The following is a 25,220-nucleotide window of genomic DNA, read 5'->3' as shown; positions in this document are numbered from 1 at the left end:
AGGCCGGTTTCCGCGGGGTGGATCGCGTGTGTAAAAAGACGTAATCCTGCCTTGTGTGCCGGGGCGCGGGGGGATACCGTCCCGCCACCATGAATGCCGTGCTGTCTTCCACCCCTCCCGCCTCCCCGACCGTGCTGCAGGCCGACCTCGGTGGCCTCGTGCAGGCCGTTTCCCAGTCCACGGCGGAGGACGGGCTGCACAACCCATTCACGCCGGAGCAGTGGGACCTGCTGGCCGGCTATCTGCTGCCCATGCAGGTGGAGGCGGGCCACACGCTGTTCACCCAGGGGGTGCAGGACCGGACGCTGTATTTCATCGAGAGTGGCAACTGCAGCGTGCATTACGAGGACGAGAAGGGCCGCCTGCGGCTGGCCATCGTGGGCGCGGGGTCCGTGGTGGGCGAGGGGGCTTTCTTCTCGCACCGGCCGCGCAGCGCCACGGTGCAGGCGGGTTCGCCCAGCAAGCTGTGGACGCTCACGGCGCTGCGGTTTTCCGAACTGTCGAACCGGCAGCCGGCCGTGGCCCTGGCGCTCGCGATGGCGGCGGGCTCGGTGCTGGCGCGGCGCCTGGGCAACCGGCGCCGCCGTGTTGCGGCAACCTGACACCCGGGCGCCGGGAGCATGATGGCGCCGACAGGTTCCCGCACGGAGGCCTGGCGGGCCGGAGAGCCGCAGCTACACTCGCGCCATTCGCCCGCATCCTGACAAGAAGGCCCTCCGCATGTCGCTGTTCAGCTGGTTTTCCCGCAAAAAGCCCTCGTCCCGGCCACGCCCTGCGGTGGAGCCGGCCGGGCTGCTGAACGCGGATGCCACGGTGCCGCTCATGCCCGGACGCAGCGGCCGGCCGGCCGTGCCGCCGGCTCCGGCCGATCACGCCGCCAACCGCAAGAACGAGCGCATGGAGCGGCGCGAGCTGCTCTACACGGTGGTGCGCGACGCCATGGTGCGCGCCAGCGTGCTGTCGGCGGGCTACAAGTTCAAGGTGCTGTCGCTCGACCAGCGGGGCCGGCAGTTCCTGGTGATGATCGACCTGGGACGTGAATACGGCGGAGAGACCGCGCGCCTGAGCGAGATCGAGGCCCTGATCGCGCAGACCGCGAAGTCGCGCTTCGACATCCTCGTCACGGCCGTCTATTGGCGCATCAACGACCATGTGGCGGTAGGGGTGCCGGGGCATGGCACGCCGCATCCCTCGCTCGCGCCGGCGCACGCCGGCCCCGTTCCGGGACACGCGCATCCGAAGCAGGGCCCGGCTTCTGCCCCGGCGCCCCTGCTGCCGCCCCGTCCCGCGTCCGTTCCCGCCCCTGCTCCCGTGCCTGCGCCTGCGATCGCCGAACCGGTGTCGCTGCTGGCTCCGCGCGAAATACCTCCTTCCCTGGCGCCGTCCGTGCCGGCGGAAGGCGCCCGGCCGGGTGCAGCGCCGGGCAAGGGCTACGAACCGATCGATGCGGACGAAGTCGCGGCCTTTCGCCGTGCGCTGGGCAGTGCCGCCGCCACGGGCCGCGCCCAGCCTGCGGCGGCCAGCATGCCGGGCACCACGGTGCGATCCGGGCCGCTGCTGCCGCCCGCACCTTCGGCACCTGGTTTCGAGGACACGGAGATGCCTGGCCATGACCGGGCGGCCCCGGACCTGAGCAACACCCAGTACGGCGAGCTGCGCTGAAAAGGCGGCTGCGGGGAGGAACCGCGCCGCCGTCCGTCAATAGACGTCGCGCCGGTAGCGGCCCGCGTCGATGAGCGCGTCCATGCCTTCGGCGCCCAGCGCGTCGGAGAGCACATGGTCCACGCCGGCGCCCATGCCCTCGGCGCTGCCGCACACGAACACCACGGCCCCCTCGTCCAGCCACCGCCGCAGTTCCGGCATGGCCGCCCGCAGGGCATCCTGCACATAGCGGTGCGGGACATCGGCATCCCGGGAGAACACCCGGTCCAGGCGCGGCAGGCAGCCCCGGTCCTGCCAGTGCGCGATTTCCTCGGCGCACAGGGTATCGGCCGCGCGCTGCCGCTCGCCGAAGAGCAGCCAGTTGCGCTGCTGCCCGGCACGCACGCGGGCGCGCAGCAGCGATCGCAGGCCCGCCAGCCCGGAGCCGTTGCCGATGAAGAGGCAGGGGCGCCCTTCGGTGCCCTCGAGGCCGAAGCACGGGTTTTCGACGAAGCGCAGCGTCTGGATGCTGCCCAGCGGGGCATGCGCGGTCAGCCAGCCGGACGCGATGCCCAGGCCCTGCGCATGCCGCTCCTGGCGCACCAGCAGCTGCAGTGCTCCGTCTTCGGGCAGGGACGCGATGGAATAGGTGCGCGGCGCGAGGGGAATGAGCGCATCCGCGCAGGCCTGTGGATGAAGGCGCACCGGTAGCGGCAGGGCGGGCAGCACGCTGCGCGCCAGCACATCGGCCAACGGCTCGGGCGCTCCGCCGGCCTGCACGGGGACCTGGCCGTCGAGGCCTGCCTCGTGCAGCCAGCGCTCGACCGCATCCGCGGGCTGGCGGGGCAGCAGGTCCACGAGGGCTCCGGCCGGCCAGTGGAGCGCGGTGCCGGCCACCGCGGGCTTGAACGTGATCTCCACCAGAGGGTTGCCCAGGCTGCCGGGGTTGAGCGTCTCACGGCTTTCGAGCCGCCAGGACTGCAGGTCCGCCGAAGGGGGCAGGGCCTGCAGGGCGGGGGCGTCGGCCGCCCAGGCCCGCGCTCCGTCCAGCGCCGTGAGCGCTTCGCGCCAGCGGGCCAGCGCGCCGGCATCGCCGCCGTCCACCTCGATCAGCGGGAACAGGGGCTGCGCTCCCCAACGGCGCAGCTCCCCGTCCAGTGCATGGCCGAAGCCACAGAAGTGCGCATAGTGCCGGTCGCCGAGCGCCAGCAGCGCGTAACGCACGGATGCGAGCGGACGGGCGCCCTGCACCGGTCCGCGCTGCAGGAGGCGCATGAAGCGCCGCGCCGCGTCCGGCGGCTCGCCTTCGCCGAAGCTGCTGGCCACGATCAGGATGCGCGCATGGTCCGCGAGGTCTTCCGGCGCGAGATGCTGCAGCGCGCCGACCTGCGAAGGCAGGCCGGACTGGTGCAGGGCCGCTGCCGTCTGCTGGGCGATGCGCTCGGCCGTGCCGGACTGGCTGGCGTAGGCCACCAGGACGGTGTCCGCTGCGTTCGCGGAGTTGCTGGCGGTGAGCGGGCCGGCCGGTGCCGCCACGGCCTGCCGGGCGGCTTCGGCCTCCCTGCGCTGGCGGCGCCGGCCGAGGTAGAGCATCCAGCCCGTCACGGCGAAAAGCGGCAGGGCCAGGGCCGCGGCGGTGACCGCGATACGGCCGGGCAGGCCGAAGTACGTGCCCATGTGCAGCGGGTAGAAGGTGGAAAGCGCGCGCGCCGCGACGCTGCGCTGGCTGTATCGGTCGTCCGTGGCGACCACGCCGGTCGCCGTGTCGATCACCATGCGGTGGCGGGCCCGGTCGTGCGGCGCGTTGCGGTCCAGCCAGAGGATCTGCAGAGGCTGGTCCGCGCGCTGGGGCATCCGCAGCACGGCCGTCTGCCAGTCCGGGGCCCGCTGCGAGAACGCTCGCCAGGCAGCGGTGAGATCCATGGTGCGGGCCGGAGCGGACTGGGCCGGAGCCTTGTCGGTGCGCGGTGACGCGGCCATGGCCTGGCGGGGCGGGCGCGGCTGTCCGGCCCATGCGTCCACGGTGTCGCGGACGGTGTCGAAGGCCCAGTACAGCCCGGTGGCGGTGAGCCCCACATAGACGGCCAGGACCCAGGTGCCGGCGACCGCGTGCAGGCTCCAGAGGAAGGGGCGGCCCTTGCGGTGCGTGTCGAGTGCGAACCAGGTGCGCCAGCGCAGCGGGTGGCGGGGCCAGCGCAAATACAGCCCGGACAGCGACAGGCCCAGCAGGCACAGGGCCAGCACGCCGGAGGCCACGCGGCCCGGCTCGCGCGGCAGCAGCAGCCAGCGGTGCAGTGCTTCGACCCATTCGAAGAAGTCGTCCCCGCGCAGTGCGGGCTGCGCGGCGCCGGTGTAGGGATGCAGGTATTCCGTCTCGCCGCGGCGCTCGCCGGGCAGGGCGGCGAAACCCACCCGCGCAGCCACGCCCGACGTGGATTGCACGGTGAGCACATTCACGCGGCGCCCGGCGGCGCCGTCGCGGGCCAGGGCTTCCAGCAGCTGGGGCGGCGTCAGTGCCGGGCCGGCCTGGGGCGCGACATGCCGCACGCCCGGATTGAACAGGTCGAGGATTTCTTCGCGGAACGCCAGCAGCGCGCCCGACAGGCCGATGACCACGAGCAGGGTGCCGGCCGTGATGCCGACGAACCAGTGCAGCTGGACGATGGCGGCCCGCAGTCCGGGCCATGCGAAAGCCCTGCGTCGATGGCCCGGCGCGGCCGGGGCGGGAGAGGGCACGCGGATGGGCGCTGCCTGGGGATGCGCGGGATCGAGGGCCATGGGGTGGAGGGCGGAAAGCACGGGCGGCCCGGCGGAGGACTCCGCCAGGCCGCTGCCGTGAGAATGATTGTCATTCTATCGCCGGGCGTGCAGGGGCTCCCTGGCCCGCACCGGCGCAAGCCGCCTTCAGTGGCCCGCGAAGTCCACCAGGGTGTAGAGCGACAGCCCGGATTCGCGCAGCCGCGAGGAGCCGCCCAGTTCGGGCAGATCGACGATGGCCGCACCTTCGGTCACCGTGGCGCCCAGCCGCTCCAGCAGCCTGCGCCCGGCCATCATGGTGCCGCCCGTGGCGATGAGGTCGTCGATCAGCAGCACCCGGTCGCCGGGCTTGACCGCGTCGGCATGCAACTCGACCGTGGCGCTGCCGTATTCCAGTTCGTAGGTTTCCTCGACCGTGGTGAAAGGCAGCTTGCCCTTCTTGCGAATGGGTACGAAGCCCACGTTGAGCTCGTAGGCCACGACGGCGCCGAGGATGAAGCCGCGCGCATCCAGGCCCGCGACCACGTCGGGGCGCAGGGCCCGGTCCATGTAGCGGTGCACGAAGGCATCGATGAGCACGCGGAACACCTTCGGGTCCTGCAGCAGCGGGGTGATGTCGCGGAACTGCACGCCCGCCGCGGGCCAGTCGGGCACGGTGCGGATGTACTGGCGGAGGTATTCGTTGACGCTGAGGTCTTGCATGGCGGGGGCGGGAAAAGGGATGGGCCGCGGCGCGGGCGCGGCGGGAAAAAGGGCGGCAGTTTAGAGCCTGCAACTGCGCCGGGCGTTCCCGGGCGCGCCGGCGCAGGTGGCTTCAGCCGCGCAGCAGCGCGTCTTCCGCCAGCGCCAGGGCCGTGGGGTGACCGGAGATCACCAGCGTATCGCCTTCGGAGAGCACGCTGTCGTCGGTAGGGGTGGAGCTGCGCCCGTCCTTGTGGCGCAGGTTGACCGCCCGCACGCCCATGGCGTGCAGCGGCAGCTCGGACAGCGGCCGGCCTACGGTGCCGGCGCCGGGCGGCAGGGTGACCGTGGCGAGGCGCTCCTGGTCGCGCTCCGAGGCCGTGTCGTCGTCGGCGCCGTGGAAGTAGCCGCGCAGCAGGTTGTAGCGGGCTTCGCGCTGGTCCTGCACCAGCCGCAGCACCCTGCGCATGGGCACGCCCACCAGGGCCAGCGCATGGCCCGCGAGCATGAGCGAGCCTTCGATGGCCTCGGGCACGACTTCGGTGGCGCCGGCCGCCTGCAGCTTGTCGAGATGCAGGTCGTCCTGCGTGCGGACCACGACAGGCACCTGGGGCGCGTGCGAGCGGGTGTTGGCCAGCACCTTGAGGGTGGCGGGAATGTCGAGGTAAGTCACCGCCACGGCGCTGGCACGCACCAGGCCGGCGGCCATCAGCGCCTGCAGCCGCGTGGCGTCCCCATAGACCACGGAGTCGCCCGCGGCGGCGGCCTGCCGGACGCGGTCGGGATCGAGGTCCAGCGCCATGTAGGGAATGTGCTCGCGTTCCAGCATGCGGGCCAGGTTCTGGCCGCAGCGGCCGTAGCCGCAGATGAGCACGTGGCCGCTGGTGTTGATCGCCTTGCGCGCGATGGAGGTCATCTGCAGCGACTGCTGCAGCCAGTCGCTGGCGACCAGCTTCATCACGATCGGGTTGCTGTACTGGATCAGGAAAGGCGTGGCCAGCATGGACAGCACCATCGCGGCCAGCACGGGGTTCATGAGCGCCGGCTCGACCAGGCCGTGCTCCTGCGTGAGCGACAGCAGCACGAAGCCGAACTCGCCGGCCTGCGCGAGGTAGAGGCCGGTGCGCAGCGATACGCCGGTGGTGGCGCCCATGCCGCGCGCCAGCAGCAGGATGACGCCGGCCTTGAGCAGCAGCGGCACGGTCAGCAGCACGAAGACCAGCGCCCAGCGCTCCAGCAGGATGTGCCAGTCGAGCATCATGCCCACGGTGATGAAGAAGAGCCCCAGCAGCACGTCGTGGAATGGGCGGATGTCCGTGCCCACCTGGTGCCGGTATTCCGTCTCGGACACCAGCACGCCCGCGATGAAGGCGCCCAGCGCGAGGGACAACCCGGCCGCTTCGGTCAGCCAGGCGAGGCCCAGCGTGATGAGCAGCAGGTTCAGCATGAACAGCTCGTCGCTCTTGCGCCGCGCCACCAGGGTGAGCCACCAGCGCATCACGCGCTGGCCGCCCACCAGCAGGACGCCCACGAGCACGGTGGCCTTCAGCAGGGCGAGCCCGAGCGCCACCAGCAGCCGCTCGGGAGAGGAGCCCAGGGCGGGGATGAGCACCAGCAGGGGCACCACCGCCAGATCCTGGAACAGCAGCACGCCCAGCACGCGGCGGCCGTGCTCGCTCTCCAGTTCGGCGCGCTCGCTCATCAGCTTGACCACGATGGCCGTGCTGCTCATGACCAGGGTGCCGCCGAGCGCCAGCGCGGTCTGCCAACCCATGCGCCACAGCCCGCCCACGAAGTGCGACAGCAGCAGCATGCCCACCATGCCGGCGGTGAGGGTGAGCGCCACCTGCAGCAACCCCAGCCCGAACACGAACTGCCGCATGGCGCGGAGCTTGGACAGGCTGAACTCCAGGCCGATGGAGAACATGAGGAACACTACCCCGAATTCCCCCAGGTGGCGCACCCCCTCGGAATTCTGGGTGAGCGCGAGCGCATGGGGGCCGATCAGGATGCCGGCGGCCAGGTAGCCGAGCATCGGCGGCAGCTTGAGGCTGCGGCAGGCGACCACGCCCAGCACGGCGGCCAGCAGGTACAGCAGCGTCAGGGCGAGGGAAGACATGCCCGATGCTAGCCGAGCCCGTAGGGGTTTTCGCGTGTTTTCCTGCATCGCGCCCCGGCGGCACCGTGATGCGGGCCACGTGGGGCTTTCGGTCCGGCGGGCTCACGGGCGGCGGGGCCGCCGCATAGAATCCGCGGATGCTTTCCGCCCCCCCCGCGCAGGGGCCGGCCCTGCCGCCCGCGCCTTTCTCCGCCGAACGGGCCGTGCGCCTGGCCCGCGAAACCTTCGATACCGAAGCTGCCGCCCTCTCGGCGCTCGCCGCCCGCGTGGGCGGTGCCTTTGCGGACGTGGTGCACCGCGTGCTGGCCACCTCCGGCCGCGTGGTGGTCATGGGCATGGGCAAGAGCGGCCACGTGGGCCGCAAGATCGCGGCGACGCTGGCTTCCACCGGCACGCCGGCCTTCTTCGTGCATCCGGCCGAGGCCAGCCATGGCGACCTCGGCATGGTGACGCCCGGCGACCTGGTGCTGGCCATCTCCAACAGCGGCGAGAGCGGCGAGCTGACCGTGCTGCTGCCGGTGCTCCGGCGCCTGGGCGTGCCGCTGGTGGCGATGACGGGCGGACTGGAGTCCACCCTGGCCCGCCATGCCGACCTGGTGCTCGATTGCGGCGTGGAGCGCGAAGCCTGCCCGCTCAACCTGGCGCCCACGACCAGCACCACGGCCCAGCTGGCCATGGGCGACGCCCTGGCGGTGGCGCTGCTGGATGCCCGGGGCTTTCGCTCCGAGGATTTCGCGCGCTCCCATCCTGGCGGCGCTCTGGGCCGCAAGCTGCTCACGCACGTGAGCGACGTGATGCGCTCGGGCACCGACGTGCCGCGCGTGCTGCCGGAGGCCTCGTTCAGCGAACTGATGCGCGAGATGAGCGCCAAGCGCCTCGGCGCGTCGGCCATCGCGGACGCGCAGGGCCGCATCCTGGGCATCTTCACCGATGGCGACCTGCGCCGCCGCATCGAGGCCGGCGCGGACCTGCGCAGCGTCACGGCCGGCGAGGTGATGCATGCCGCGCCGCGGACCATCGCCCCCGACGCGCTCGCGGCGGATGCGGCCGAGATGATGGAGCGCCATGCCATCACCAGCGTGCTCGTCGCCTCGGAAGGCGGCGTGCTGGCGGGCGTGGTCCATATCGGCGACCTCATGCGGGCGAAGGTCATCTGATGGACGGCCGGATCGCTTCCACGCCCGCGGCGGGCAGCCCCGTGCCGGACACGGCCGCGCTGCCGGCCCTGCGGCCCGTGCTGCAGTTCGACCCCGCACTTTTGCTACGCGCGCAAGATGTGCGCGTCGCGTTTTTCGACGTCGATGGCGTGCTGACCGACGGCGGGCTCTACATCTCCGAAGCGGGCGAGACCCTCAAGCGCTTCCATACCCTGGACGGGCACGGCCTCAAGCTGCTGCAGAAGGCCGGCATCGTGCCGGCCGTGGTGACCGGGCGGGACTCGCCCGCGCTGCGCCTGCGGCTGCAGGCGCTGGGCGTGGTGCATGCCCGCTTCGGCACCGAGGACAAGCGTCCCGCTGCCGAGGCCATCCTGGCCGAGCTGGGGCTGGGCTGGCACCAGGCCGCGGCCATCGGCGACGACTGGCCCGACCTGCCCGTGATGCGGCGCTGCGCGCTGGCCTGCGCGCCGTTCCACGCCCATGCCGAAGCGCGTGCCGTGGCCCACCATGTCACCGCGGCCCCCGGCGGTGGCGGCGCTGCGCGCGAGTTCTGCGACCTGCTGCTGGTGGCCACCGGCCGCTATGCGGCGTTGCTGGAGGCGCACGCCGCATGATGGGCCGCCTGCGCCAGGCATGGGAGCGCATGTCCCTCTACCTGCCCGTGGTGCTCATGGGCGTGATGGCTTTGGGCACCTGGTGGCTGGTGCGCAATGCCCCCAAGCCGGTGCGCCCCGCGCAGACGGTGGCGCCCACGCACGAGCCCGACTATTTCATGCGCGGCTTCTCGGTCAAGAACTTCGATGCGAACGGCCGGCTGCAGAGCGAGATCCGCGGCGACGTCGCTCGGCACTACCCGGACACCGACACGCTGGAAATCGACAACGCCCACATGCGCTCCGTGGCCCTGGACGGGCGCGTGACGGTGGCCACAGCGAAGCGGGCGCTCACCAACGCCGATGCCTCCGAAGTGCAGTTGTTCGGCAACGCGGTCGTCACCCGCGAACCGCTCAACCGGCCGGGCCGCGAACCCCTGCCGCGGCTGCAGTTCCGCGGGGAGTTCCTGCACGCCTGGCTCAACAGCGAGCGCGTCCGCTCGAACCAGCCGGTCACGCTGGTCCGCGGTTCCGACCAGTTCACCGCGGACAACATGGATTACGACAACCTGGACCAGATCATGCAGCTGCGCGGCCGCGTGCGCGGGATGCTCATTCCCCCGCAGGCACGCTGAGACCAGGCAAGCCATCCACCCCAAGAGGCCTCCATGCACCCACGTCCCCTGGCCTTCATCACCGGCGCTTCCAGCGGCATCGGGCAAGCCCTGGCCCTGCGCTACCGGCAGGCCGGGTTCCGCCTGGCGCTGGTCGCGCGGCGCACCGCGGACATCCAGGCCTGGGCGGCCGCCAGCGGGCTCGGGCCGGACGACTTTCGCGTGTATGGCGCCGATGTGGCGCAGGCCGACAGCATCATCGCGGCTGGCAAGGCCTGCATTGCGGAACTGGGGCTGCCCGACGTGGTGATCGCGAATGCCGGCATCAGCGTGGGCATGGACACCGCGGAGCGCGAGGACCTCGATGTCATGGCGCAGACCTTCGCGACCAACAACCTCGGAATGGCGGCCACCTTCCATCCGTTCGTGGCCGGCATGGTCGAGCGCGGCAGCGGCGCGCTGGTGGGCATCGGCAGCGTGGCGGGCATCCGCGGACTGCCCGGGCACGGCGCCTACTGCTCCAGCAAGGCCGCCGTGATCAGCTATTGCGAGAGCCTGCGGGGCGAGTTGCGGGCCAGCGGCGTGCGGGTGGTCACTCTGTGCCCTGGATACATCGACACGCCGCTCACCCGCCAGAACCGCTACGCCATGCCGTTCCTCATGCAGCCCGGGGACTTCGCGGACAAGGCCTATGCGGCCATCGCGGCGGGCGCGCGCTACCGCGTGATTCCCTGGCAGATGGGCGTGGTGGCCAAGCTGCTGCGCATGCTGCCGGACAGCCTGTTCGACCGGTTGCTGGCCGGGCGGCCACGCAAGCACCGGCGCGGCGCGACCGGCCCCGCCTCCTGATCGCCTGCCACCGGGGAAAGAAAAAGGCCCCTGTGACAGGGGCCTGGAAAACCTTGGAGTGGCTGGCCGGCAAGGACCCCGTGGGAGGTCCAGGCCGGCAGGGGGCTCAATAGCCGCCGTTGTTGCCGCCGCCGTAGCCGCCGCGGCCACCACCGCCGCCGCCATTGCGAGCGCCCGAGCCGTACGGACTGCGGAAGCCGCCGTCGCCGCGGCCACCGTAGCCGCCGCCGCTGTCGCCGCCACGGCCACCGCCGTAACCGCCGCCGCCGTCACCACGGCCACCGCCATAGCCGCCGCCACCGCCGCTGCGGCCACCACCGTAGCCGCCGCCACCACCACCACCGCCGAACCCGCCACCGCTACGGGGCGGGCGCGGCTCCATGGGGCGCGCCTCGTTCACGACGATGCTGCGGCCGCCCAGGGCCTGGCCGTTCATGCCATTGATGGCGGCCTGCGCTTCGGCGTCGCTGCCCATCTCCACGAAGCCGAAGCCCTTGGAGCGGCCGGTGTCGCGTTCCATCATGACCTTGGCGCTGGTCACGGCGCCGAACTGGCCGAACGCCTGCTCGAGATCGTTGTCGCGAACGGAGTACGGCAGGTTGCCGACGTACAGTTTGTTGCCCATCACGGGACTCCTCAAAAACACATGGAAAAAGCGATGGAGTCCCGAAAACGCAGCCGGTCGGTCACAAAGAGCCCCTACGCGCGAAACTGACGGATCCCCGCAATGCAACGCGAAAAAACATTTTTCGCCGAAGCATTATGGGCCATAAAGCCCCGAAAAGATCAAGCCTTACCACACTCTTGCCACAGCTGCGCATCAATAAAAAAAGGGCCCGGAGAGGCCCTTTTTTGTATCCGTTTGCAACCCGGAGGTTGCTGGTGGATCAGTAGCCGCGGCCGCCGCCGTAGCCACCGCCATTGCCGCCACCGTAGCCACCGCCGCCGCTGCGGCCACCGCCGAAGCCGCCGCCATTGCCGCCACCGAAGCCACCGCTGCGGGGGGGACGGGGTTCCATCGGACGGGCTTCGTTGACCACGAGGTCGCGGCCGCCGAAGTTCTGGCCGTGCGCGCCCTGGATGGCGGCTTGCGCCTCGGCATCGCTGCCCATCTCGACGAAGCCGAAGCCCTTGGAGCGGCCGGTGTCGCGTTCCATCATGACCTTGGCGCTGTTGACATTGCCGTACTGGCTGAACGTCTGTTGCAGGTCTTCATCGCGGAAGGAATAGGGCAGGTTGCCCACGTAGAGTTTGTTGCCCATGAAGGACTCCTTAAAGAAACATGAAAACGCGATGGAGCCCGACGCAACCAGCAAACCTGTGACGAATTTCAGAGACGCGAAACCGACCAATCACCGCAATTTGCTTCCTGCAAGCAGAAAGACCGGACCATTATCAACCAATTGTTCTGATCCGGCCCGTGGAAATTGGCGCGCCTGCAACGTTCATCATGGGTATTTACCCGAACTTTGCGCCAGCTGACGGGCTGAACGCCCTGCGGAGCGGCTGCCCTGGTTGCACTACAATCGCGGCAGTCTCTGGGGAGTAGCCCGCCCGGCGCCATGCGCGCACGGGGGCATGCGTCAACAAACTTGGGCCCTCGCGGCCCATGGCGCACGCGGTTCAGCCGGACTGGGCGAGACCATTGACTGTGCACCGATCCCAAGGCCGGAGTCGGGGCGCAGTCAATGCTGTCTGTCCACCTATCCGGCCGGATAACCCCACCCCATGGAAGCTTTCCTCGTATCCACGTCCATCGTCGCGCTCGCGGAGATGGGCGACAAGACCCAACTCCTCTCCCTCGTCCTGGCGGCCCGGTTCCGCAAGCCCTGGCCCATCGTGCTGGGCATCCTGGTGGCCACCACCGCCAACCACGCGCTCGCCGGCGCCGTGGGCGCCTGGGTGACCACGGTCATCGGGCCGCAGGTGCTGCGCTGGATCCTCGGCCTGTCCTTCATCGCCATGGCGGTGTGGATGCTCATTCCCGACAAGCTGGACGACGACGAGACGGGCGGCACCCCTCGCTTCGGCGTGTTCGGCACCACGGTGGTGGCGTTCTTCCTCGCCGAGATGGGCGACAAGACGCAGGTGGCCACCGTCATGCTGGCCGCCCAGTACAGCGCCTATTTCTGGGTCGTGGCGGGCACGACGCTGGGCATGATGCTCGCCAACGCGCCGGTGGTGTGGCTGGGCGAGCGCATCACCCGGCGCGTGCCGATCCGCGCGGTGCACGTGGTGTCGGCCGTCATCTTCGTGGTGCTGGGGCTCGTCGCGCTGTTCGCACCGGCGCCCGGTCCTTTGGCATAATTGCCGGACACGCGCCGATTTGCCACCGCTTGCGGGCGCTCTATAAATCCAGCTAAAGACCCGACCGTTGGTGCAGTGCGACGACCCGGCCTCGTTTTTAGCGATGCCGGGTTTTTTCATCCATGTCGTTCATCGCCACACCGCAATCCATGCACTTCGCGGAGCCGCTGCCCCTGCAGGGGGGCGCATCGATCCGCGACTACACGCTGGCCTACGAAACCTACGGCACCCTGAACGCCGACCGCTCCAACGCGGTGCTGGTGTGCCATGCCCTCAATGCCTCGCACCACGTGGCCGGCGTGTACGAAGGGCAGCCCCGCAGCGAGGGCTGGTGGGACAACATGATCGGCCCGGGCAAGCCGGTGGACACGGACCGCTTCTTCGTGGTCGGCATCAACAACCTGGGCTCGTGCTTCGGCTCCACGGGGCCGATGCACACGCACCCGGATACCGGCGAGGTGTACGGCGCCGACTTTCCCGTGGTGACGGTGGAGGACTGGGTGGATGCCCAGGCGCGGCTGCTGGACCGCCTGGGTGTGCAGCAACTCGCCGCCGTGCTGGGCGGCAGCCTGGGCGGCATGCAGGCGCTGTCGTGGGCGCTGCAGTACCCCGAGCGCATGCGCCATGCGGTGGTGGTGGCGAGCGCGCCCAACCTCACCGCGGAGAACATCGCTTTCAACGAGGTGGCGCGCCGCGCGATCGTCACCGACCCGGACTTCCACGGCGGGCACTTCTACCGCCACGGCACCATCCCGAAGCGGGGGCTGCGCATCGCGCGCATGATCGGCCACATCACGTACCTGTCGGACGACGTCATGAACGAGAAGTTCGGGCGGCAACTGCGCGAAGGACTGGCACCCCGCTACAGCACGCAGGACATCGAGTTCCAGATCGAGAGCTATTTGCGCTACCAGGGCGACAAGTTCAGCGATTACTTCGACGCCAACACCTACCTGCTCATCACGCGGGCGCTGGACTACTTCGATCCGGCGCTCGCCTTCGGCGGCAACCTCACGCTGGCGCTCGCCCGCGCCCAGGCGAGGTTCCTGCTGGTGAGCTTCACCACCGACTGGCGCTTCTCGCCCGCGCGCAGCCGGGAGATCGTCAAGGCCCTGCTGGAGAACCGGCGCGACGTGAGCTACGCCGAGATCGATGCCCCCCACGGCCACGATGCCTTCCTGCTCGACGATGCGCGCTACATGGGCGTGATGCGTTCCTACTTCGACGGCATTGCCAGGGAGACCGCCGCATGAGCGATCCATCCACCATGCACGCGATTGCGCGCCTCGTGCCCCATGGCGCGCGCGTGCTCGACCTGGGCTGTGGCGACGGCGCGCTGCTCGACATGCTGCGGCGCGAGCGCGGCTGCACGGGCTACGGCGTCGAGATCGACGACGCGAACGTGCTGGCGTGCGTGCGCCGCGGGGTGAACGTGGTGCAGCTCAACCTGGACGAGGGCCTCGCGATGTTCGGCGACAACGCGTTCGACATGGTCCTGCAGATCGACACGCTGCAGCACCTGCGCAACGCGGAGGTGATGCTGCGCGAGACGGCGCGGGTGGGGCGGGCCGGCATCGTCGCGTTCCCGAATTTCGCGCACTGGCCCAACCGGCTGTCTGTCCTGCGCGGGCGCATGCCCGTGACGCGGCGGCTGCCCTACCAGTGGTACGACACGCCCAACATCCGTGTCGGCACGTTCAAGGATTTCGAGGTGCTCGCGCACAAGAACCGCCTGCGCGTGCTCGACGCGTTCGGCCTGCAGAACGGGCGTGAGGTGCGCTGGATGCCCAACGCGATGGCCGGCACGGCCGTGTTCCATTTCGAACACGATTGAGGTGCTCCGGCGCACTGCACGCCGGAATTCCTGCAGCCGGCGGCCATGGCGGTAGCATGCAGCGGCGCGTTCGCGTATTCTCCTGCGCCCGCACGACCGTTCTTTTTTCGTTCCACGCCCATGTCCGAGTCCTTGCTGCACCTGCCGACCATGCTGGTGATGACCGTCGTGGGCTCGCTGGTGATGGCGGCCGGGCTGCTGCTGGTGGCAGCCCGCCGCCGCCGCGAGGGGCTGGGCCTGTGGGCGGCGGCCCTGCTGATGCAGTCGCTGGCCTACGTGCTGCTTGCGCTGCGCGGCCGCATTCCTGATGTGCTGTCGGTCGTGGTGGCCAACGGCCTGCTCGCCGGAGTGTTCGCGAGCCTGCTGGCGGCCGTGTACCAGTTCCTGCGGCGGCCGGTGCCGTGGTTGCACACCGTGCCGCCGGTCCTGCTGACGATCGTCCTGTTCGTGGCCTTCCTGGGGGACTACACGGCCCGGCTGGTGCTGGCGGGCCTCATCTATCCGGCCCAGCTGGGGCTGGTGCTGTGGACGCTCGGCCGGCACCCCTCCGAAGGTTATGGCGCGCGCATGGTGGCGGCGGGCATCTGGCTGCAGGCCGCCGTGCTGGTGGTGAGGGCGCTGGCGGCGATCACGGGGCACATGCCGGCTTCCGGCCTGCTGGCGGCGAATTTCTGGCAGCACGCGACTTTCCTCGCCACCTTCGTCACGGTCCAGGCCTCGTCCTTCGGTTTCATTTTCATGGCCCGTGACCGCGCCGATGCCGCCAACGAGCGCATGGCCGCGCGGGATCCGCTCACGGACGTGCCCAACCGCCGGGCGACCATCGCGGCGCTGGACCGCTGCGTGGCGCAGGCCGTGCGCTCGGGCGAGCCGCTGTCGGTGATGATGCTGGACATCGACCATTTCAAGCGCATCAATGACGGCCTGGGCCACCTGGCGGGGGACCAGGTGCTGTGCGGCGTCGTCGATGTGCTGGGCGAGCGGCTGCGATCGCAGGACCTCATCGGCCGTTATGGCGGCGAGGAGTTCCTGGTGCTGCTGCCGCGCACTCCGCTGGCTGGCGCGCTGGTGCTGGCGGGCGAGTTGCGCGCCGCGGTGGAGCAGGCGCATTTCGAATTCGTGGGCCGCACCGTGCCCGTCACCCTCAGCATTGGCGTGGCCGGCGGCGTGCTCGAGCCCGGCGATCGCTGGGACGGGCTGGTCGCGGCTGCGGACGAGGCCATGTACCGCGCCAAGCGCGCGGGACGCAACCAGGTGGCCGCGGCCGAGGCACCGCGGCCTGCGGCAGGCGGCCCGGGGGCGGATTCAGCCACCGCCCAGCCGCGCTGACGCCCGCTGTGCCTGCAGGGCCCACTCGGCGTCGCTGTCGTCCTTGAGCGCCACGCCCGTGGCGCCCAGCCGCCGGGCCTGGCGCATCAGCCAGTCGAGCTTGAAGGCGGCGGCGGCATGGCCCAGGCCCTCGGCCCGCACGTTGGAGATGCAGTTGCGCTCCGCGTCGCTGCGCCCGCGCCGGGGGGCGTGCGTGAGGTAGATGCCCAGGCTGTCGGGCGAACTCAGGCCCGGCCGCTCGCCGATCAGCATGGCGCTCATGTCCGCGCCCAGCAACTCGCCCACCTCGTCGGCCACCGCCACGCGGGCCTGGCGCACGACCACGACGGGCGCGATGGTGGCCTCCGGCGGCAGCAGCGGCACCAGCGCCTGCAGCAGCGGCACGGCGTGGCGCTGCACGGCGAGCGACGAAAGGCCGTCGCCCACCACCACGCACAGCGTGGGCTTCGGCGCCCCGGCCTGCGCGGCATGCGCCTGCAGGGCCATGGCGTCTTCCGGATGCAGCTGGCGGCCCAGGTCGGGGCGGCGCAGGTAGGTGGCGCGGTCTTCGGCGCGGCTGCGGGCCTGCAGCACCTCATGCCCGGCGTCGCGCAGTGCTGCGGCCAGGGCCTCGGTGTCCAGTGGCGCATGGATGGCGTCGCGGGCCATGGCGTGCGCCCAGCCGAAGCGCAGCGCCTCGTCGGTGGGGACCGCCACGCCGGCGCGGCCCAGGGCGATGCGCGCGGGCGTGGCCTGGCGCCAGTGGTGCCAGGGCATGGCAGTCACGCCGGGCTGCGAATCCGTGGCCGCCGGCAGGGGCGCTGGCATGGCGTCGGCGGCTTGATCGTCGCGGGAAGAGTCGTCCATGTCGATCCGTGCGGAAGGGGCATTGGGGGCAGTGGGGCTCTTCAGTGGGCCTGCGTGTCCAGCACTTGCGCCAGCGCCAGCGGTGCGGCGCCGTCGCGCAGCCGGCCCTGGGCCGTGGTCAGGCCCTGGCGCTGCAGCCAGGCCTCGAATTCAGGGGCGCGCTGCAGGCCCAGCGTGTCGCGCAGGAAGAGCGCGTCGTGGAAGGAGGTGCTCTGGTAGTTGAGCATGATGTCGTCCGCCCCCGGCACGCCGATGAGGAAGTTGAGCCCGGCCGTGGCCAGGAGCACCAGCAGCGTGTCCATGTCGTCCTGGTCGGCCTCGGCATGGTTGGTGTAGCAGATGTCGCAGCCCATGGGCAGGCCCATCAGCTTGCCGCAGAAGTGGTCCTCCAGCCCGGCGCGGATGATCTGCTTGCCGTCGTAGAGGTATTCGGGGCCGATGAAGCCCACCACCGTGTTCACCAGCAGCGGGTGGTAGCGGCGCGCCAGCGCATAGGCGCGCACCTCGCAGGTCTGCTGGTCCACGCCGTGGTGGCCTCCGGCCGACAGGGCGCTGCCCTGGCCGGTTTCGAAGTACATGACGTTGTCGCCCACGGTGCCGCGCCGCAGCTGCAGGGCGGCGTCGTAGGCCTCGTCGAGCACGGAGATGCTCACGCCGAAGCCGCTGTTGGTCTTCTCGGTTCCGCCGATGGACTGGAACACCAGGTCCACCGGCACGCCCGCGTTCATCAACTGCAGCGTGTTGGTGACGTGGGTCAGCACGCAGGCCTGGGTGGGAATCTCCAGGCCCTGGATCAGCGTGTCGAACATGCGGCACAGGCCCTCCAGCGTGGCCATGCTGTCGGACACCGGGTTGATGCCGATCACCGCGTCGCCCGCGCCCAGCATCAGCCCGTCCAGCACCGAGGCGGCCACGCCGCGCAGGTCGTCGGTGGGGTGGTTGGGCTGCAGCCGCACGGCGGTGCGGCCAGCCAGGCCCAGCGTGTTGCGGAAACGCGTGACCACGCGGCACTTGCGGGCCACGGCGATCAGGTCCTGGTTGCGCATGATCTTGCTCACGGCCGACACCATCTCGGGCGTGAGCCCGGGCGCGAGGGCGGCCAGTGCCTCTGGCGTGGCCTCGTCGCCCAGCAGCCAGTTGCGCCAGTCGCCCACCGTCATATGGCGGATGGGCGCGAAGGCGGCGGCATCGTGGCCGTCGATGACGAGGCGGGTGATGGCATCGTCCTCGTAGGGCACCAAGGCCTCGTTCAGGAAGGTGGCGAGCGGCAGGTCGGCCAGCACGTGGCGCGCGGCCATGCGCTGCTGCGCGGTGGCCGCGCCCACGCCGGCCAGGTAGTCGCCCGAGCGCGCCGGGCTGGCGTGGGCCATCACCTGGCGGAGGTCGTCGAAGGCATGGCCCTGGCCGCCCAGGGTCGCGTGGTAGCGCATGGCGGAATCCCTTCGTTACCGTGAGGAGGCATCCAGCAGGGCGTCGGGCGTGGCCTGCGCGCGGCGGCTGGCAGTGCCAGCGTAATACAACCACGACAGGGCCATGAGTGCAAGAAACACCCCTGCCAGCACGGTGTTGAACCACACCATGGCGATCAGGCACACCACGCCCAGGGCCAGCGCCAGCATGGGAAAGAAGGGGTAGAGCGGCGCCCGGTAGGGGCGGTGCATGCCGGGCTCGGTGCGGCGCAGGCGCAGCAGCGCGGCCATGGAGACGATGTACATCACGATGGCGCCGAAGACCGCCATGGTCACGATGTTGGCCGTGAGCGTCTGGCCGCCGAACTGGATCCATTCGTCGCTGAAGATCGCGGCCACCCCCACGGCGCCGCCCGCCAGCAGGGCGCGGTGCGGCGTGTTGAAGCGCGGGCTGAGCCGGGCGAAGGCGCGGGGCAGGTAGCCGGCGCGGGCCAGCGCGAAGATCTGGCGCGAATAGCCCATGATGATCCCGTGGAACGAGGCCACCAGCCCGAAGAGGCCGATCCACACCATCATGTGCAGCCAGCCGCTGTTGGCGCCCAGCAGCGCCTTCATGGCCTGGGGTAGCGGGTCGTTGATGTTGGCCAACGTGCGCCAGTCGGTCACGCCGCCGGCCATGACCATCACGCCGAAGGCCAGCGCCACCAGCGTGAGGATGCCGGCGATGTAGGCGCGCGGAATGGTGCGCTGCGGGTCGCGTGCCTCTTCGGCCGCCATGGCCGCGCCTTCGATCGCCAGGAAGAACCAGATCGCGAACGGGATGGATGCGAAGATGCCCGCCACGGTGGCGCTGCTGAAGGTGTCGCTGCCGGCCCAGCCCAGGTGGGCGAAGTTCGCCCACGACCAGCCGGGGCTGACCACGCCCATGAACACCAGCAACTCGAAGATGGCCAGCAGCGTGACGATCAGCTCGAACGTGGCCGCGATGCCCACGCCCAACCAGTTCAGGCCGATGAAGACCGCATAGGCGCCCAGCGCGATGGTCTTGGGGTTGATGGCCGGGAACTGCACGTTCAGGTAGGCGCCGATGGCCAGCGCGATGGCTGGCGGCGCGAAGACGAATTCCACCAGCGTGGCGTAGCCCGCCACGAAGCCGCCCGCCGGCCCGAAGGCACGGCGCGCATAGGCGAAGGGGCCGCCCGCGTGCGGGATGGCCGTGGTCAGCTCGGTGAAGCTGAAGATGAAGCTGGTGTACATGGTGGCCACCAGCACGGTGGCGGCCAGGAAGCCCAGCGTGCCGGCGCTGGCCCAGCCGTAGCTCCAGCCGAAGTATTCGCCGGAGATCACCAGCCCGACGGCGATGCCCCAGAGCTGGAAGGTGCCCAGCACCTTCTTCAGGTGCGGTGCGTGGGCCGGATCGGAAGGGGTGGGGGCGGAGGTGTGCATGGAGTGCCTTGCTGCGTTCGAAAGCCGATGGGCGACGTGCCGCCATTGCACCCATTCCGGGCCGCCGGCGTCTATCCGGATTCGGAAAAACCGGGCCGTGCCGGTTTTTTTTTCCGATCCGGGATAGCGGTGTCGGGGTTTTCTCGCAGGGGCTGGCGCTTTTCTTGCATCACATTCCCTACTCCAACGCCCGAACGCTCCACGACATGGCTGCCGCGCTTTCCTCCCGCACTGCCCTGGTGCCTTCCACGGGGGCGGCCGCTTCGCCGGCCGGGTGCGTGAGCTGTGGATGGGCGGCCCGCGGCTGCAGGTCTTCCACGAGTACACCTCCCCGCCCACCAGCCAGCAGTGCGCGCCCTGGCAGGGCTCGGTGTGGTTCGGAGTGCCCAACGCCCGGTGCGCGCGGCCCCTGCACTTCTGCGGCGGCGAGCGGCGCACCGATGCACAGCGCTTCGTGCTGCGCGCCCGCGCCAGCGACGGCTTCACGCTGCGCACGCCGGAAGACTTCGGCATCTACGGCGTGGTCATGGACCAGGAATGGCTGCGTGCCGAGGCCGATGCCATGGGCCTGCACGGCGCGGCCATCCTGTTGTCCGGCCCGGCGCACGCGGTGCCCGTGGACGCTGCAGCGCATGCCGCGCTGTGCGCCACCATCGAATCGCTGCTGCGCATCGGCGAGGCGGCCCGGGAGCCTGCGGGCACCGGCCGGCAGCAGGCGCTGGCGCGGCGGCTGCTGCGCCAGTTGTGCGGCGATCCCGCCGCAGCAGCGCCCGCCGCGGCGCCTTCGCAAGGCGCCGCCCAGCGCCGCTTCGCGCTGGTGATGGCGGCGCGTGCGTGGGCCGGCCAGCCGTGCTGCGGCGACGCCCGGGACGTGGACGCCCTGTGCCGGCACCTGCACGTGACCCGGCGCACGCTGCAGAACCACTTCCATGCCGTGCTGGGCCAGTCGCCCGCCGAGTTCCTGAAGGCGGTGCGCCTGAATGCCTGCCGCCGCGCGCTGCGCACGGCCGCGCCGGGCGAGACGGTGCAGGAGATCGCCGAGCGCTGGGGGTTCTTCCACATGGGCCATTTCTCCCAGGACTACAAGACCCTCTTCGGGGAGGCGCCTTCGCAGACCCTGCGCCGGCCGGCCCTGCAGGCCCTGTAGCACAATCATCGGCTCGTCGCGGCACGTTCCGCGCAGCAGGAGAGCCCCATGAACGCCCGTGTACCCGCCACCGCCTTCCAGCCCGACCAGGCCCTGTCCCAGCTCAGCGAGCGCTGGGACGGCGATATCCTGAAGCAGCTGACCGAATACATCGCCATTCCCGCCAAATCGCCCGGCTTCGCGCCCGACTGGGAGCAGCAGGGCCTGCTCGACCGCGTGCTGCGCAATGCTGCCGATTGGGTGGAGGCCCAGAAAGTCCCGGGGCTGCGCCTGGAGATCCTGCGCATGCCGGGCCGCACGCCGGTGCTGTTCTTCGAGGTGGAGGCGACGCGGCCGGCTTCGCAGCAGACGGTGCTGATGTACGGCCACCTCGACAAGCAGCCCGAGTTCGATGGCTGGCGCAAGGACCTGGGACCATGGTCCCCGAAGTACGAGGACGGAAAGCTCTACGGCCGTGGCGGCGCGGACGACGGCTATGCCGTCTATGCCAGCATCGCCGCCGTGCAGGAAATCCAGCGCCAGGGCGTTCCGCACCCGTGCATCGTGGGGCTGATCGAGACCTGCGAGGAAAGCGGCTCGCGCGACCTGCTGCCCTACATCGACCTGCTGCGCCCGCGCCTGGGCGACGTCACGCTCGTGATCTGCCTGGACTCCGGCGCAGGCAACTACGACCAGCTCTGGCTCACCACCAGCCTGCGCGGCATGGTGAGCGGCACGCTCAAGGTGCAGATCCTGACCGAGGGCGTGCATTCAGGCGATGCGTCGGGCCTGGTGCCCTCGTCGTTCCGCATCATGCGGCAGGTGCTCGACCGGCTGGAGGACAGTGCCACCGGCCGCCTGCTGCCCGCCAGCTTCCATTGCGAGGTGCCGCCCGACCGCCTCGCGCAGGCGCGCGCCACGGCCGCGATCCTGGGCGACGAGGTGACGAAGCGTTTCCCCTGGGCGCACTACGACTGCGGCGGCTCGACCACGTTCGCGCTGCCGACCACCACCGACCCGGTGCAGGCGCTCATCAACCGCACCTGGACGCCCACGCTCAGCGTCACCGGCGCGGAAGGGCTGCCTGCGCTGCAGGACGCGGGCAACGTGCTGCGCCCCTACACCGCCTTCAAGCTCAGCCTGCGCCTGCCGCCCGTGGTGGATGCCGCCGAAAGCGTGCAGAAGCTCAAGGCCCTGCTGGAGGACAACGCGCCCTACCAGGCCCGCGTGACCTTCGAGCCCGGCAGCGCGGCCAGTGGATGGAACGCGCCGGCCATCACGCCGTGGTTCGAGAAGGCGCTGAACGCCGCGAGCCAGGCGCATTTCGGCGCGCCCTGCGGCTACATCGGCCAGGGCGGGACCATTCCGCTCATGAACATGCTGAGCCAGGGCTTTCCCACGGCGCAGATGATGGTCTGCGGGGTGCTCGGGCCCAAGAGCAATGCGCACGGCCCGAACGAGTTCCTCCACGTGCCCTACGCCAAGAAGCTCACGGCCGCCGTGGCGCAGGTGGTGGTCAGCCTGCCGGAGCCGGGCGCGGAAGGCTGAGGGCCGGCCGCCGGTCCGGCACGATCCATACCTGCACGCCGGTGCGCCGGCACTGCCGGGTGATGCGGTTCGCCCAGGTGCGGGTGACCAGGAAGCTGCTGCCGAACAGCTCGGCATCGGTGTCCACGACGCCGTCCTTGAGATCCGCGGAGCGCATCCAGGCCAGGGCCTGCCCCGCGAAGAGGGGGTTCTCGTCCCGGTCTCCGATGCGGGACGGCCACGGCAGGGTGTAGAGGCGCGATCCCGTGGTCCACACCATGCGCAGCAGCTGTTGCCGCTCCGGCGTGGCCGGGTCGGCGGGCAGGCGCTCGACCACGAAGCAGAAGCGCTGCGTGCCCTGTGGCCGCCCCAGGGTGGCGAGGAAGGACTGCAGCACGGCGACTCCCGGGAGCTGCCGCCGGTCCGGGGTGGAGAACGCGGGGTCCGCGCCTGCGGATGGCATTGCCGTGGGCGGGCGTGCCAGGGCGGGAAGGGCCCCGCCGGCCACGCAGACCGCCAGTGCCATGACCGCGCGGCGTTTGGTCTTTCCTGCGGCCGCCTTCATGCGGCCTGCCGGGGCCGGTGCCGCAGCGCCAGCCATGCGAGCCCCGCGCCGGTGAGCCCGATGGGCAGAAGGGAGCCGTAGTTCAGCAGTGTCCAGCCCTGGGTGGTGACCAGTGCGCCGGATGCGAAGGATGTGAGCGCCATGGTGGCGAAGACGCCGAAATTGATCGCGGCCTGGGCCCGGTCCTTCTCTTCGGGCCGGTAGGCGCGCATCGCCAGGGCGGTGCTGCCCGTGAAGAGGAAGTTCCAACCCACGCCCAGCAGGAAGAGCGCGGCCAAGAAATGCCCGAGCTCCACGCCGGAGAGCGCGATCGCCACGCAGGCGGCGTTGAGCGCCACGCCGGCCGCCATGACGTGCAGCACGCCGAAGCGCCGGATCAGGTGGCCCGTGAAGAAGCCCGGCGCGAACATGCCGATCACATGCCATTCGAGCACGAAGGCCGCGTCGCCGAAGGCGTGCCCGCACACCTGCATGGCCAGCGGCGTGGCCGCCATCAGCAGGTTCATCACCCCGTAGCCCAGCGCTGCCCCCAGCAGCGCGACCGCGAATACCGGATCGCGCAGCAGTTGCGCCACCGGGCGGCCCGTGGCGGCGCCGGCCGCTGGCGCCGGTGGAACGGCCGGAAAGCGGATGCATGCCATGCAGGCCATGGATACCAGGGCCACCACGAACAGTGCCAGGTAGGCCCCGGTGAAGGGAACGGAGAACAGGTCGCGCGTGTGGTTGGCCAGGTTGGGGCCGGCCACCGCGCCCAGCAGGCCGCCGGCCATCACCAGCGACATGGCCGTGTCCCGCTGCGGCGCGGGCGCGATCTCGGCCGCGGCGAAGCGGTAGAGCTGGCCGTTGGCACTGTAGTAGCCCGCTGCCAGCGTGGCGGCGCACAGCAGCCAGAACGCGTGCATCCACACGGCCAGCGCGCAGAGCAAGGCCGACGCCGCCGCCACTGCCAGCCCGATCTGGAAGGAGGCCTGCCGCCCCCAGCGCCTCTGGGCCCGGGCCACGGGACCGGTGGACAGCGCTCCGCCCACCACGTAGCCCATCACCGGCAGGGTGGCCATCCAGCCGCGCGGCGCGAGCTGCAGGCCCACCAGCCCGTTGATGGCGATGAAGACGACGTTGTTGGTGAGGAACAGCCCCTGGCAGAGGGCGAGCAGGCCCAGCGGGCGGCGGTGGGAGGAGGTCATGGCCGGATCTTGCAGGCTTCCATGGTGTCAGGGTCAAGCGCTTCTTCCACGGTCCGGTTGCGGCCGCCCAGCTTGGCAGCATAGAGCGCCCGGTCGGCGCGCTCCAGCGTTTCCTCGATGGGGTGCCGGGGGCGGTGCAGCGCGAACCCGATGGACACGGTGATGCGCAGATGTCCGGCGCTGGCTCCGGCTCCGTCGCCGCGGTCCGCCGGCACCGAGAGTGCCGCCACGGCCTCCCGCACCCGCTCCAGCAGCGCGCGGGCGGCCTCGGGCGGCGTGTTGCAGAGCATGAGCACGAATTCCTCGCCGCCCCACCGGGAAATCACATCCCCGTCGCGTACGCAGCGGCGAACTGCCTGGGCGAATGCCTGCAGCACGCGGTCGCCCGCGGCGTGGCCATGGGTGTCGTTGACCGCCTTGAAATGGTCCACGTCCAGCAGCGCGATCACCAGCGGGAAGTCCGACCGGGACACGCGCCGCTGCTCCAGCCGCATCAGCTCCAGCATGTGGCGGCGGTTGAGCAGCCCGGTGAGTTCGTCGTGCGTGGCCAGTTCACGGATGTGCTCCAGCGCGCGTGCCAGGTCGTGCTTCTGGCGGCGCAGGTCCTCGCGCGTGGCCTGCAGGCGCGTGGTGAGGAAGGTGCTGCCCAGCAGCACCACGGCCGTCATGATGCCGTAGGCCACCGACAGGCCGGAGGAGTGTCCCGGTTCGTCGCGCAGCTCCACCGACACCGTAGCCAGGCCGAACGCGGCCATGGCGTAGAGCATCACGCCGAACATCTGGCGCGTGGACAGCCCGAACATGCCGAACATCAGGATCACCGCCAGGATCGGCAGGGCGATGCCGCGGGCCTGGCCGCCGATGGCGTAGGCCGCGGCATTGCAGGCGATGGCATAGACGATCTGCGGCAGCGTCAAGGACGGGTCCGACCAGCGCTGCGAGATGCCGCTGCGGATCAGGGCATACACCACCAGCAGTCCGCCGGCCGACAGGGCCGTCCAGATCCGGACCGGCCCCGGCTGCGCCAGCCCCGCGCCCACCGCGATGTGCATCGCCGTGATGCAGCAGGCCATCAGCAGCGCGGCCAGCCCGGCCATGGCAAGCCGGATGCGCTGGCGCGGCTCGGTGGTGAGCAGGGCGTCCAGCAGGCGCGAGCCCAGGGGAGCACCGCCGGGGTACGGCGGCCTGGCTGGCACCTGGGACAGGGGCGGCTCTGACACCGGGGTTCTCCTTGAG

At 70.7% G+C, this 25,220-nt stretch carries 23 protein-coding genes and 1 riboswitch; of the genes, 12 read left to right on the top strand and 11 right to left on the bottom strand.

Annotation, left to right across the window (positions count from 1 at the left end; genetic code table 11):
- Nucleotides 1–89: 89 nt before the first annotated feature.
- Both ACAV_RS23725 and ACAV_RS23720 read left to right on the top strand, forming a co-directional pair.
- Entirely contained in the window at nucleotides 90–602 is a 513-nt protein-coding gene (locus ACAV_RS23725) for a Crp/Fnr family transcriptional regulator (RefSeq protein WP_013597120.1), read from the top strand.
- 118 nt (nucleotides 603–720) lie between these two features.
- Complete coding sequence (locus tag ACAV_RS23720) at nucleotides 721–1,662, top strand: hypothetical protein (RefSeq protein ID WP_013597119.1); 942 nt, start codon at nucleotides 721–723, stop codon at nucleotides 1,660–1,662.
- A gap of 36 nt (nucleotides 1,663–1,698) precedes the next feature.
- Here ACAV_RS23720 and ACAV_RS23715 read toward each other — a convergent pair whose 3' ends face one another.
- From ACAV_RS23715 to ACAV_RS23705, 3 genes are all read right to left on the bottom strand, one after another.
- On the bottom strand, nucleotides 1,699–4,419 hold the full coding sequence (locus ACAV_RS23715) for a PepSY domain-containing protein (protein ID WP_013597118.1): 2,721 nt from the start codon (nucleotides 4,417–4,419) through the stop codon (nucleotides 1,699–1,701).
- A 126-nt stretch (nucleotides 4,420–4,545) separates the two neighbouring features.
- The gene (locus ACAV_RS23710; RefSeq protein ID WP_013597117.1) at nucleotides 4,546–5,100 is read right to left on the bottom strand and encodes an adenine phosphoribosyltransferase; all 555 of its coding nucleotides are present in this window, start codon (nucleotides 5,098–5,100) and stop codon (nucleotides 4,546–4,548) included.
- A gap of 112 nt (nucleotides 5,101–5,212) precedes the next feature.
- Complete coding sequence (locus ACAV_RS23705; protein WP_013597116.1) at nucleotides 5,213–7,198, bottom strand: monovalent cation:proton antiporter family protein; 1,986 nt, start codon at nucleotides 7,196–7,198, stop codon at nucleotides 5,213–5,215.
- Between the two features lie 137 nt (nucleotides 7,199–7,335).
- Here ACAV_RS23705 and ACAV_RS23700 point away from each other — a divergent pair, with 137 nt between their 5' ends.
- From ACAV_RS23700 to ACAV_RS23685, 4 genes are read left to right on the top strand one after another with little or no spacing between them, the layout of a single operon-like run.
- Nucleotides 7,336–8,355 carry a KpsF/GutQ family sugar-phosphate isomerase gene (locus ACAV_RS23700; RefSeq protein ID WP_013597115.1) on the top strand — a complete coding sequence of 340 codons (1,020 nt, stop codon included), beginning with the start codon at nucleotides 7,336–7,338 and terminating at the stop codon, nucleotides 8,353–8,355.
- The gene (locus ACAV_RS23695; protein WP_013597114.1) at nucleotides 8,355–8,969 is read left to right on the top strand and encodes a KdsC family phosphatase; all 615 of its coding nucleotides are present in this window, start codon (nucleotides 8,355–8,357) and stop codon (nucleotides 8,967–8,969) included. The genes ACAV_RS23700 and ACAV_RS23695 overlap by 1 nt, the downstream gene beginning before the upstream one ends.
- A complete protein-coding gene (gene lptC, locus ACAV_RS23690) occupies nucleotides 8,966–9,583 on the top strand; it encodes an LPS export ABC transporter periplasmic protein LptC (protein ID WP_013597113.1) in 618 nt (205 codons plus the stop codon). The genes ACAV_RS23695 and lptC overlap by 4 nt, the downstream gene beginning before the upstream one ends.
- A gap of 33 nt (nucleotides 9,584–9,616) precedes the next feature.
- The gene (locus ACAV_RS23685; protein ID WP_013597112.1) at nucleotides 9,617–10,411 is read left to right on the top strand and encodes an SDR family oxidoreductase; all 795 of its coding nucleotides are present in this window, start codon (nucleotides 9,617–9,619) and stop codon (nucleotides 10,409–10,411) included.
- A gap of 106 nt (nucleotides 10,412–10,517) precedes the next feature.
- Here ACAV_RS23685 and rbp (ACAV_RS23680) read toward each other — a convergent pair whose 3' ends face one another.
- Nucleotides 10,518–11,036, bottom strand: a complete 519-nt coding sequence (gene rbp / locus ACAV_RS23680; protein WP_013597111.1) for an RNA-binding regulator — start codon at nucleotides 11,034–11,036, stop codon at nucleotides 10,518–10,520.
- 262 nt (nucleotides 11,037–11,298) lie between these two features.
- Nucleotides 11,299–11,673, bottom strand: a complete 375-nt coding sequence (gene rbp, locus ACAV_RS23675; protein ID WP_013597110.1) for an RNA-binding regulator — start codon at nucleotides 11,671–11,673, stop codon at nucleotides 11,299–11,301.
- A 260-nt stretch (nucleotides 11,674–11,933) separates the two neighbouring features.
- Nucleotides 11,934–12,118: riboswitch (yybP-ykoY riboswitch) on the top strand.
- 21 nt (nucleotides 12,119–12,139) lie between these two features.
- On the opposite strand from rbp (ACAV_RS23675), the gene ACAV_RS23670 reads away from it, so the two are divergent.
- The 4 genes from ACAV_RS23670 to ACAV_RS23655 all read left to right on the top strand — a co-directional run bounded on the left by ACAV_RS23670 (nucleotide 12,140) and on the right by ACAV_RS23655 (nucleotide 15,881).
- The gene (locus tag ACAV_RS23670; RefSeq protein ID WP_013597109.1) at nucleotides 12,140–12,718 is read left to right on the top strand and encodes a TMEM165/GDT1 family protein; all 579 of its coding nucleotides are present in this window, start codon (nucleotides 12,140–12,142) and stop codon (nucleotides 12,716–12,718) included.
- 122 nt (nucleotides 12,719–12,840) lie between these two features.
- Nucleotides 12,841–13,971 (top strand): homoserine O-succinyltransferase MetX, encoded by a 1,131-nt coding sequence (metX, locus tag ACAV_RS23665; RefSeq protein ID WP_013597108.1) that lies wholly within the window; start codon nucleotides 12,841–12,843, stop codon nucleotides 13,969–13,971.
- The gene (metW, locus tag ACAV_RS23660) at nucleotides 13,968–14,552 is read left to right on the top strand and encodes a methionine biosynthesis protein MetW (RefSeq protein ID WP_013597107.1); all 585 of its coding nucleotides are present in this window, start codon (nucleotides 13,968–13,970) and stop codon (nucleotides 14,550–14,552) included. The genes metX and metW overlap by 4 nt, the downstream gene beginning before the upstream one ends.
- 120 nt (nucleotides 14,553–14,672) lie before the next feature.
- Nucleotides 14,673–15,881, top strand: coding sequence for a GGDEF domain-containing protein (locus tag ACAV_RS23655; protein ID WP_013597106.1), 1,209 nt, complete (start codon nucleotides 14,673–14,675; stop codon nucleotides 15,879–15,881).
- Here the strand turns inward: ACAV_RS23655 and eutC are convergent.
- Genes eutC through eat form a run of 3 tightly spaced genes read right to left on the bottom strand, consistent with a single transcriptional unit; the run spans nucleotide 15,858 to nucleotide 19,582 of the window.
- On the bottom strand, nucleotides 15,858–16,727 hold the full coding sequence (eutC, locus tag ACAV_RS23650; RefSeq protein WP_013597105.1) for an ethanolamine ammonia-lyase subunit EutC: 870 nt from the start codon (nucleotides 16,725–16,727) through the stop codon (nucleotides 15,858–15,860). The genes ACAV_RS23655 and eutC overlap by 24 nt on opposite strands.
- Before the next feature lie 41 nt (nucleotides 16,728–16,768).
- Entirely contained in the window at nucleotides 16,769–18,157 is a 1,389-nt protein-coding gene (locus ACAV_RS23645) for an ethanolamine ammonia-lyase subunit EutB (RefSeq protein ID WP_013597104.1), read from the bottom strand.
- Between the two features lie 15 nt (nucleotides 18,158–18,172).
- A complete protein-coding gene (gene eat, locus ACAV_RS23640; protein WP_013597103.1) occupies nucleotides 18,173–19,582 on the bottom strand; it encodes an ethanolamine permease in 1,410 nt (469 codons plus the stop codon).
- Nucleotides 19,583–19,856: 274 nt separating this feature from the next.
- Here eat and ACAV_RS23635 point away from each other — a divergent pair, with 274 nt between their 5' ends.
- Complete coding sequence (locus ACAV_RS23635; protein ID WP_244875507.1) at nucleotides 19,857–20,729, top strand: helix-turn-helix domain-containing protein; 873 nt, start codon at nucleotides 19,857–19,859, stop codon at nucleotides 20,727–20,729.
- A gap of 48 nt (nucleotides 20,730–20,777) precedes the next feature.
- Nucleotides 20,778–22,256, top strand: coding sequence for a M20 family metallopeptidase (locus ACAV_RS23630; RefSeq protein WP_013597102.1), 1,479 nt, complete (start codon nucleotides 20,778–20,780; stop codon nucleotides 22,254–22,256).
- On the opposite strand, the gene ACAV_RS23625 is transcribed toward ACAV_RS23630, so the two are convergent.
- The 3 genes from ACAV_RS23625 to ACAV_RS23615 are packed head-to-tail and all read right to left on the bottom strand — an operon-like array spanning nucleotide 22,225 to nucleotide 25,204.
- On the bottom strand, nucleotides 22,225–22,800 hold the full coding sequence (locus tag ACAV_RS23625; RefSeq protein ID WP_013597101.1) for a hypothetical protein: 576 nt from the start codon (nucleotides 22,798–22,800) through the stop codon (nucleotides 22,225–22,227). The genes ACAV_RS23630 and ACAV_RS23625 overlap by 32 nt on opposite strands.
- A complete protein-coding gene (locus ACAV_RS23620) occupies nucleotides 22,797–23,984 on the bottom strand; it encodes an MFS transporter (protein WP_013597100.1) in 1,188 nt (395 codons plus the stop codon). Before ACAV_RS23620 ends, ACAV_RS23625 begins: the two co-directional genes overlap by 4 nt.
- A complete protein-coding gene (locus ACAV_RS23615) occupies nucleotides 23,981–25,204 on the bottom strand; it encodes a GGDEF domain-containing protein (protein ID WP_013597099.1) in 1,224 nt (407 codons plus the stop codon). Before ACAV_RS23615 ends, ACAV_RS23620 begins: the two co-directional genes overlap by 4 nt.
- Between the last annotated feature and the right edge of the window lie 16 nt (nucleotides 25,205–25,220).

The organism is Paracidovorax avenae ATCC 19860 (assembly GCF_000176855.2).
GTDB classification, from domain to species: domain Bacteria; phylum Pseudomonadota; class Gammaproteobacteria; order Burkholderiales; family Burkholderiaceae_C; genus Paracidovorax; species Paracidovorax avenae.
Note: the sequence above shows the minus strand (reverse complement) of the source record. Positions and strands in the feature narration are given on the sequence as shown.

Coding starts and splice junctions, on each gene's coding strand:
- ACAV_RS23725 (WP_013597120.1), top strand. CDS start 90: ATGAATGCCGTGCTGTCTTCCACCCCTCCCGCCTCCCCGACCGTGCTG.
- ACAV_RS23720 (WP_013597119.1), top strand. CDS start 721: ATGTCGCTGTTCAGCTGGTTTTCCCGCAAAAAGCCCTCGTCCCGGCCA.
- ACAV_RS23715 (WP_013597118.1), bottom strand. CDS start 4,419: ATGGCCCTCGATCCCGCGCATCCCCAGGCAGCGCCCATCCGCGTGCCC.
- ACAV_RS23710 (WP_013597117.1), bottom strand. CDS start 5,100: ATGCAAGACCTCAGCGTCAACGAATACCTCCGCCAGTACATCCGCACC.
- ACAV_RS23705 (WP_013597116.1), bottom strand. CDS start 7,198: ATGTCTTCCCTCGCCCTGACGCTGCTGTACCTGCTGGCCGCCGTGCTG.
- ACAV_RS23700 (WP_013597115.1), top strand. CDS start 7,336: ATGCTTTCCGCCCCCCCCGCGCAGGGGCCGGCCCTGCCGCCCGCGCCT.
- ACAV_RS23695 (WP_013597114.1), top strand. CDS start 8,355: ATGGACGGCCGGATCGCTTCCACGCCCGCGGCGGGCAGCCCCGTGCCG.
- lptC (WP_013597113.1), top strand. CDS start 8,966: ATGATGGGCCGCCTGCGCCAGGCATGGGAGCGCATGTCCCTCTACCTG.
- ACAV_RS23685 (WP_013597112.1), top strand. CDS start 9,617: ATGCACCCACGTCCCCTGGCCTTCATCACCGGCGCTTCCAGCGGCATC.
- rbp (WP_013597111.1), bottom strand. CDS start 11,036: ATGGGCAACAAACTGTACGTCGGCAACCTGCCGTACTCCGTTCGCGAC.
- rbp (WP_013597110.1), bottom strand. CDS start 11,673: ATGGGCAACAAACTCTACGTGGGCAACCTGCCCTATTCCTTCCGCGAT.
- ACAV_RS23670 (WP_013597109.1), top strand. CDS start 12,140: ATGGAAGCTTTCCTCGTATCCACGTCCATCGTCGCGCTCGCGGAGATG.
- metX (WP_013597108.1), top strand. CDS start 12,841: ATGTCGTTCATCGCCACACCGCAATCCATGCACTTCGCGGAGCCGCTG.
- metW (WP_013597107.1), top strand. CDS start 13,968: ATGAGCGATCCATCCACCATGCACGCGATTGCGCGCCTCGTGCCCCAT.
- ACAV_RS23655 (WP_013597106.1), top strand. CDS start 14,673: ATGTCCGAGTCCTTGCTGCACCTGCCGACCATGCTGGTGATGACCGTC.
- eutC (WP_013597105.1), bottom strand. CDS start 16,727: ATGGACGACTCTTCCCGCGACGATCAAGCCGCCGACGCCATGCCAGCG.
- ACAV_RS23645 (WP_013597104.1), bottom strand. CDS start 18,157: ATGCGCTACCACGCGACCCTGGGCGGCCAGGGCCATGCCTTCGACGAC.
- eat (WP_013597103.1), bottom strand. CDS start 19,582: ATGCACACCTCCGCCCCCACCCCTTCCGATCCGGCCCACGCACCGCAC.
- ACAV_RS23630 (WP_013597102.1), top strand. CDS start 20,778: ATGAACGCCCGTGTACCCGCCACCGCCTTCCAGCCCGACCAGGCCCTG.
- ACAV_RS23625 (WP_013597101.1), bottom strand. CDS start 22,800: ATGAAGGCGGCCGCAGGAAAGACCAAACGCCGCGCGGTCATGGCACTG.
- ACAV_RS23620 (WP_013597100.1), bottom strand. CDS start 23,984: ATGACCTCCTCCCACCGCCGCCCGCTGGGCCTGCTCGCCCTCTGCCAG.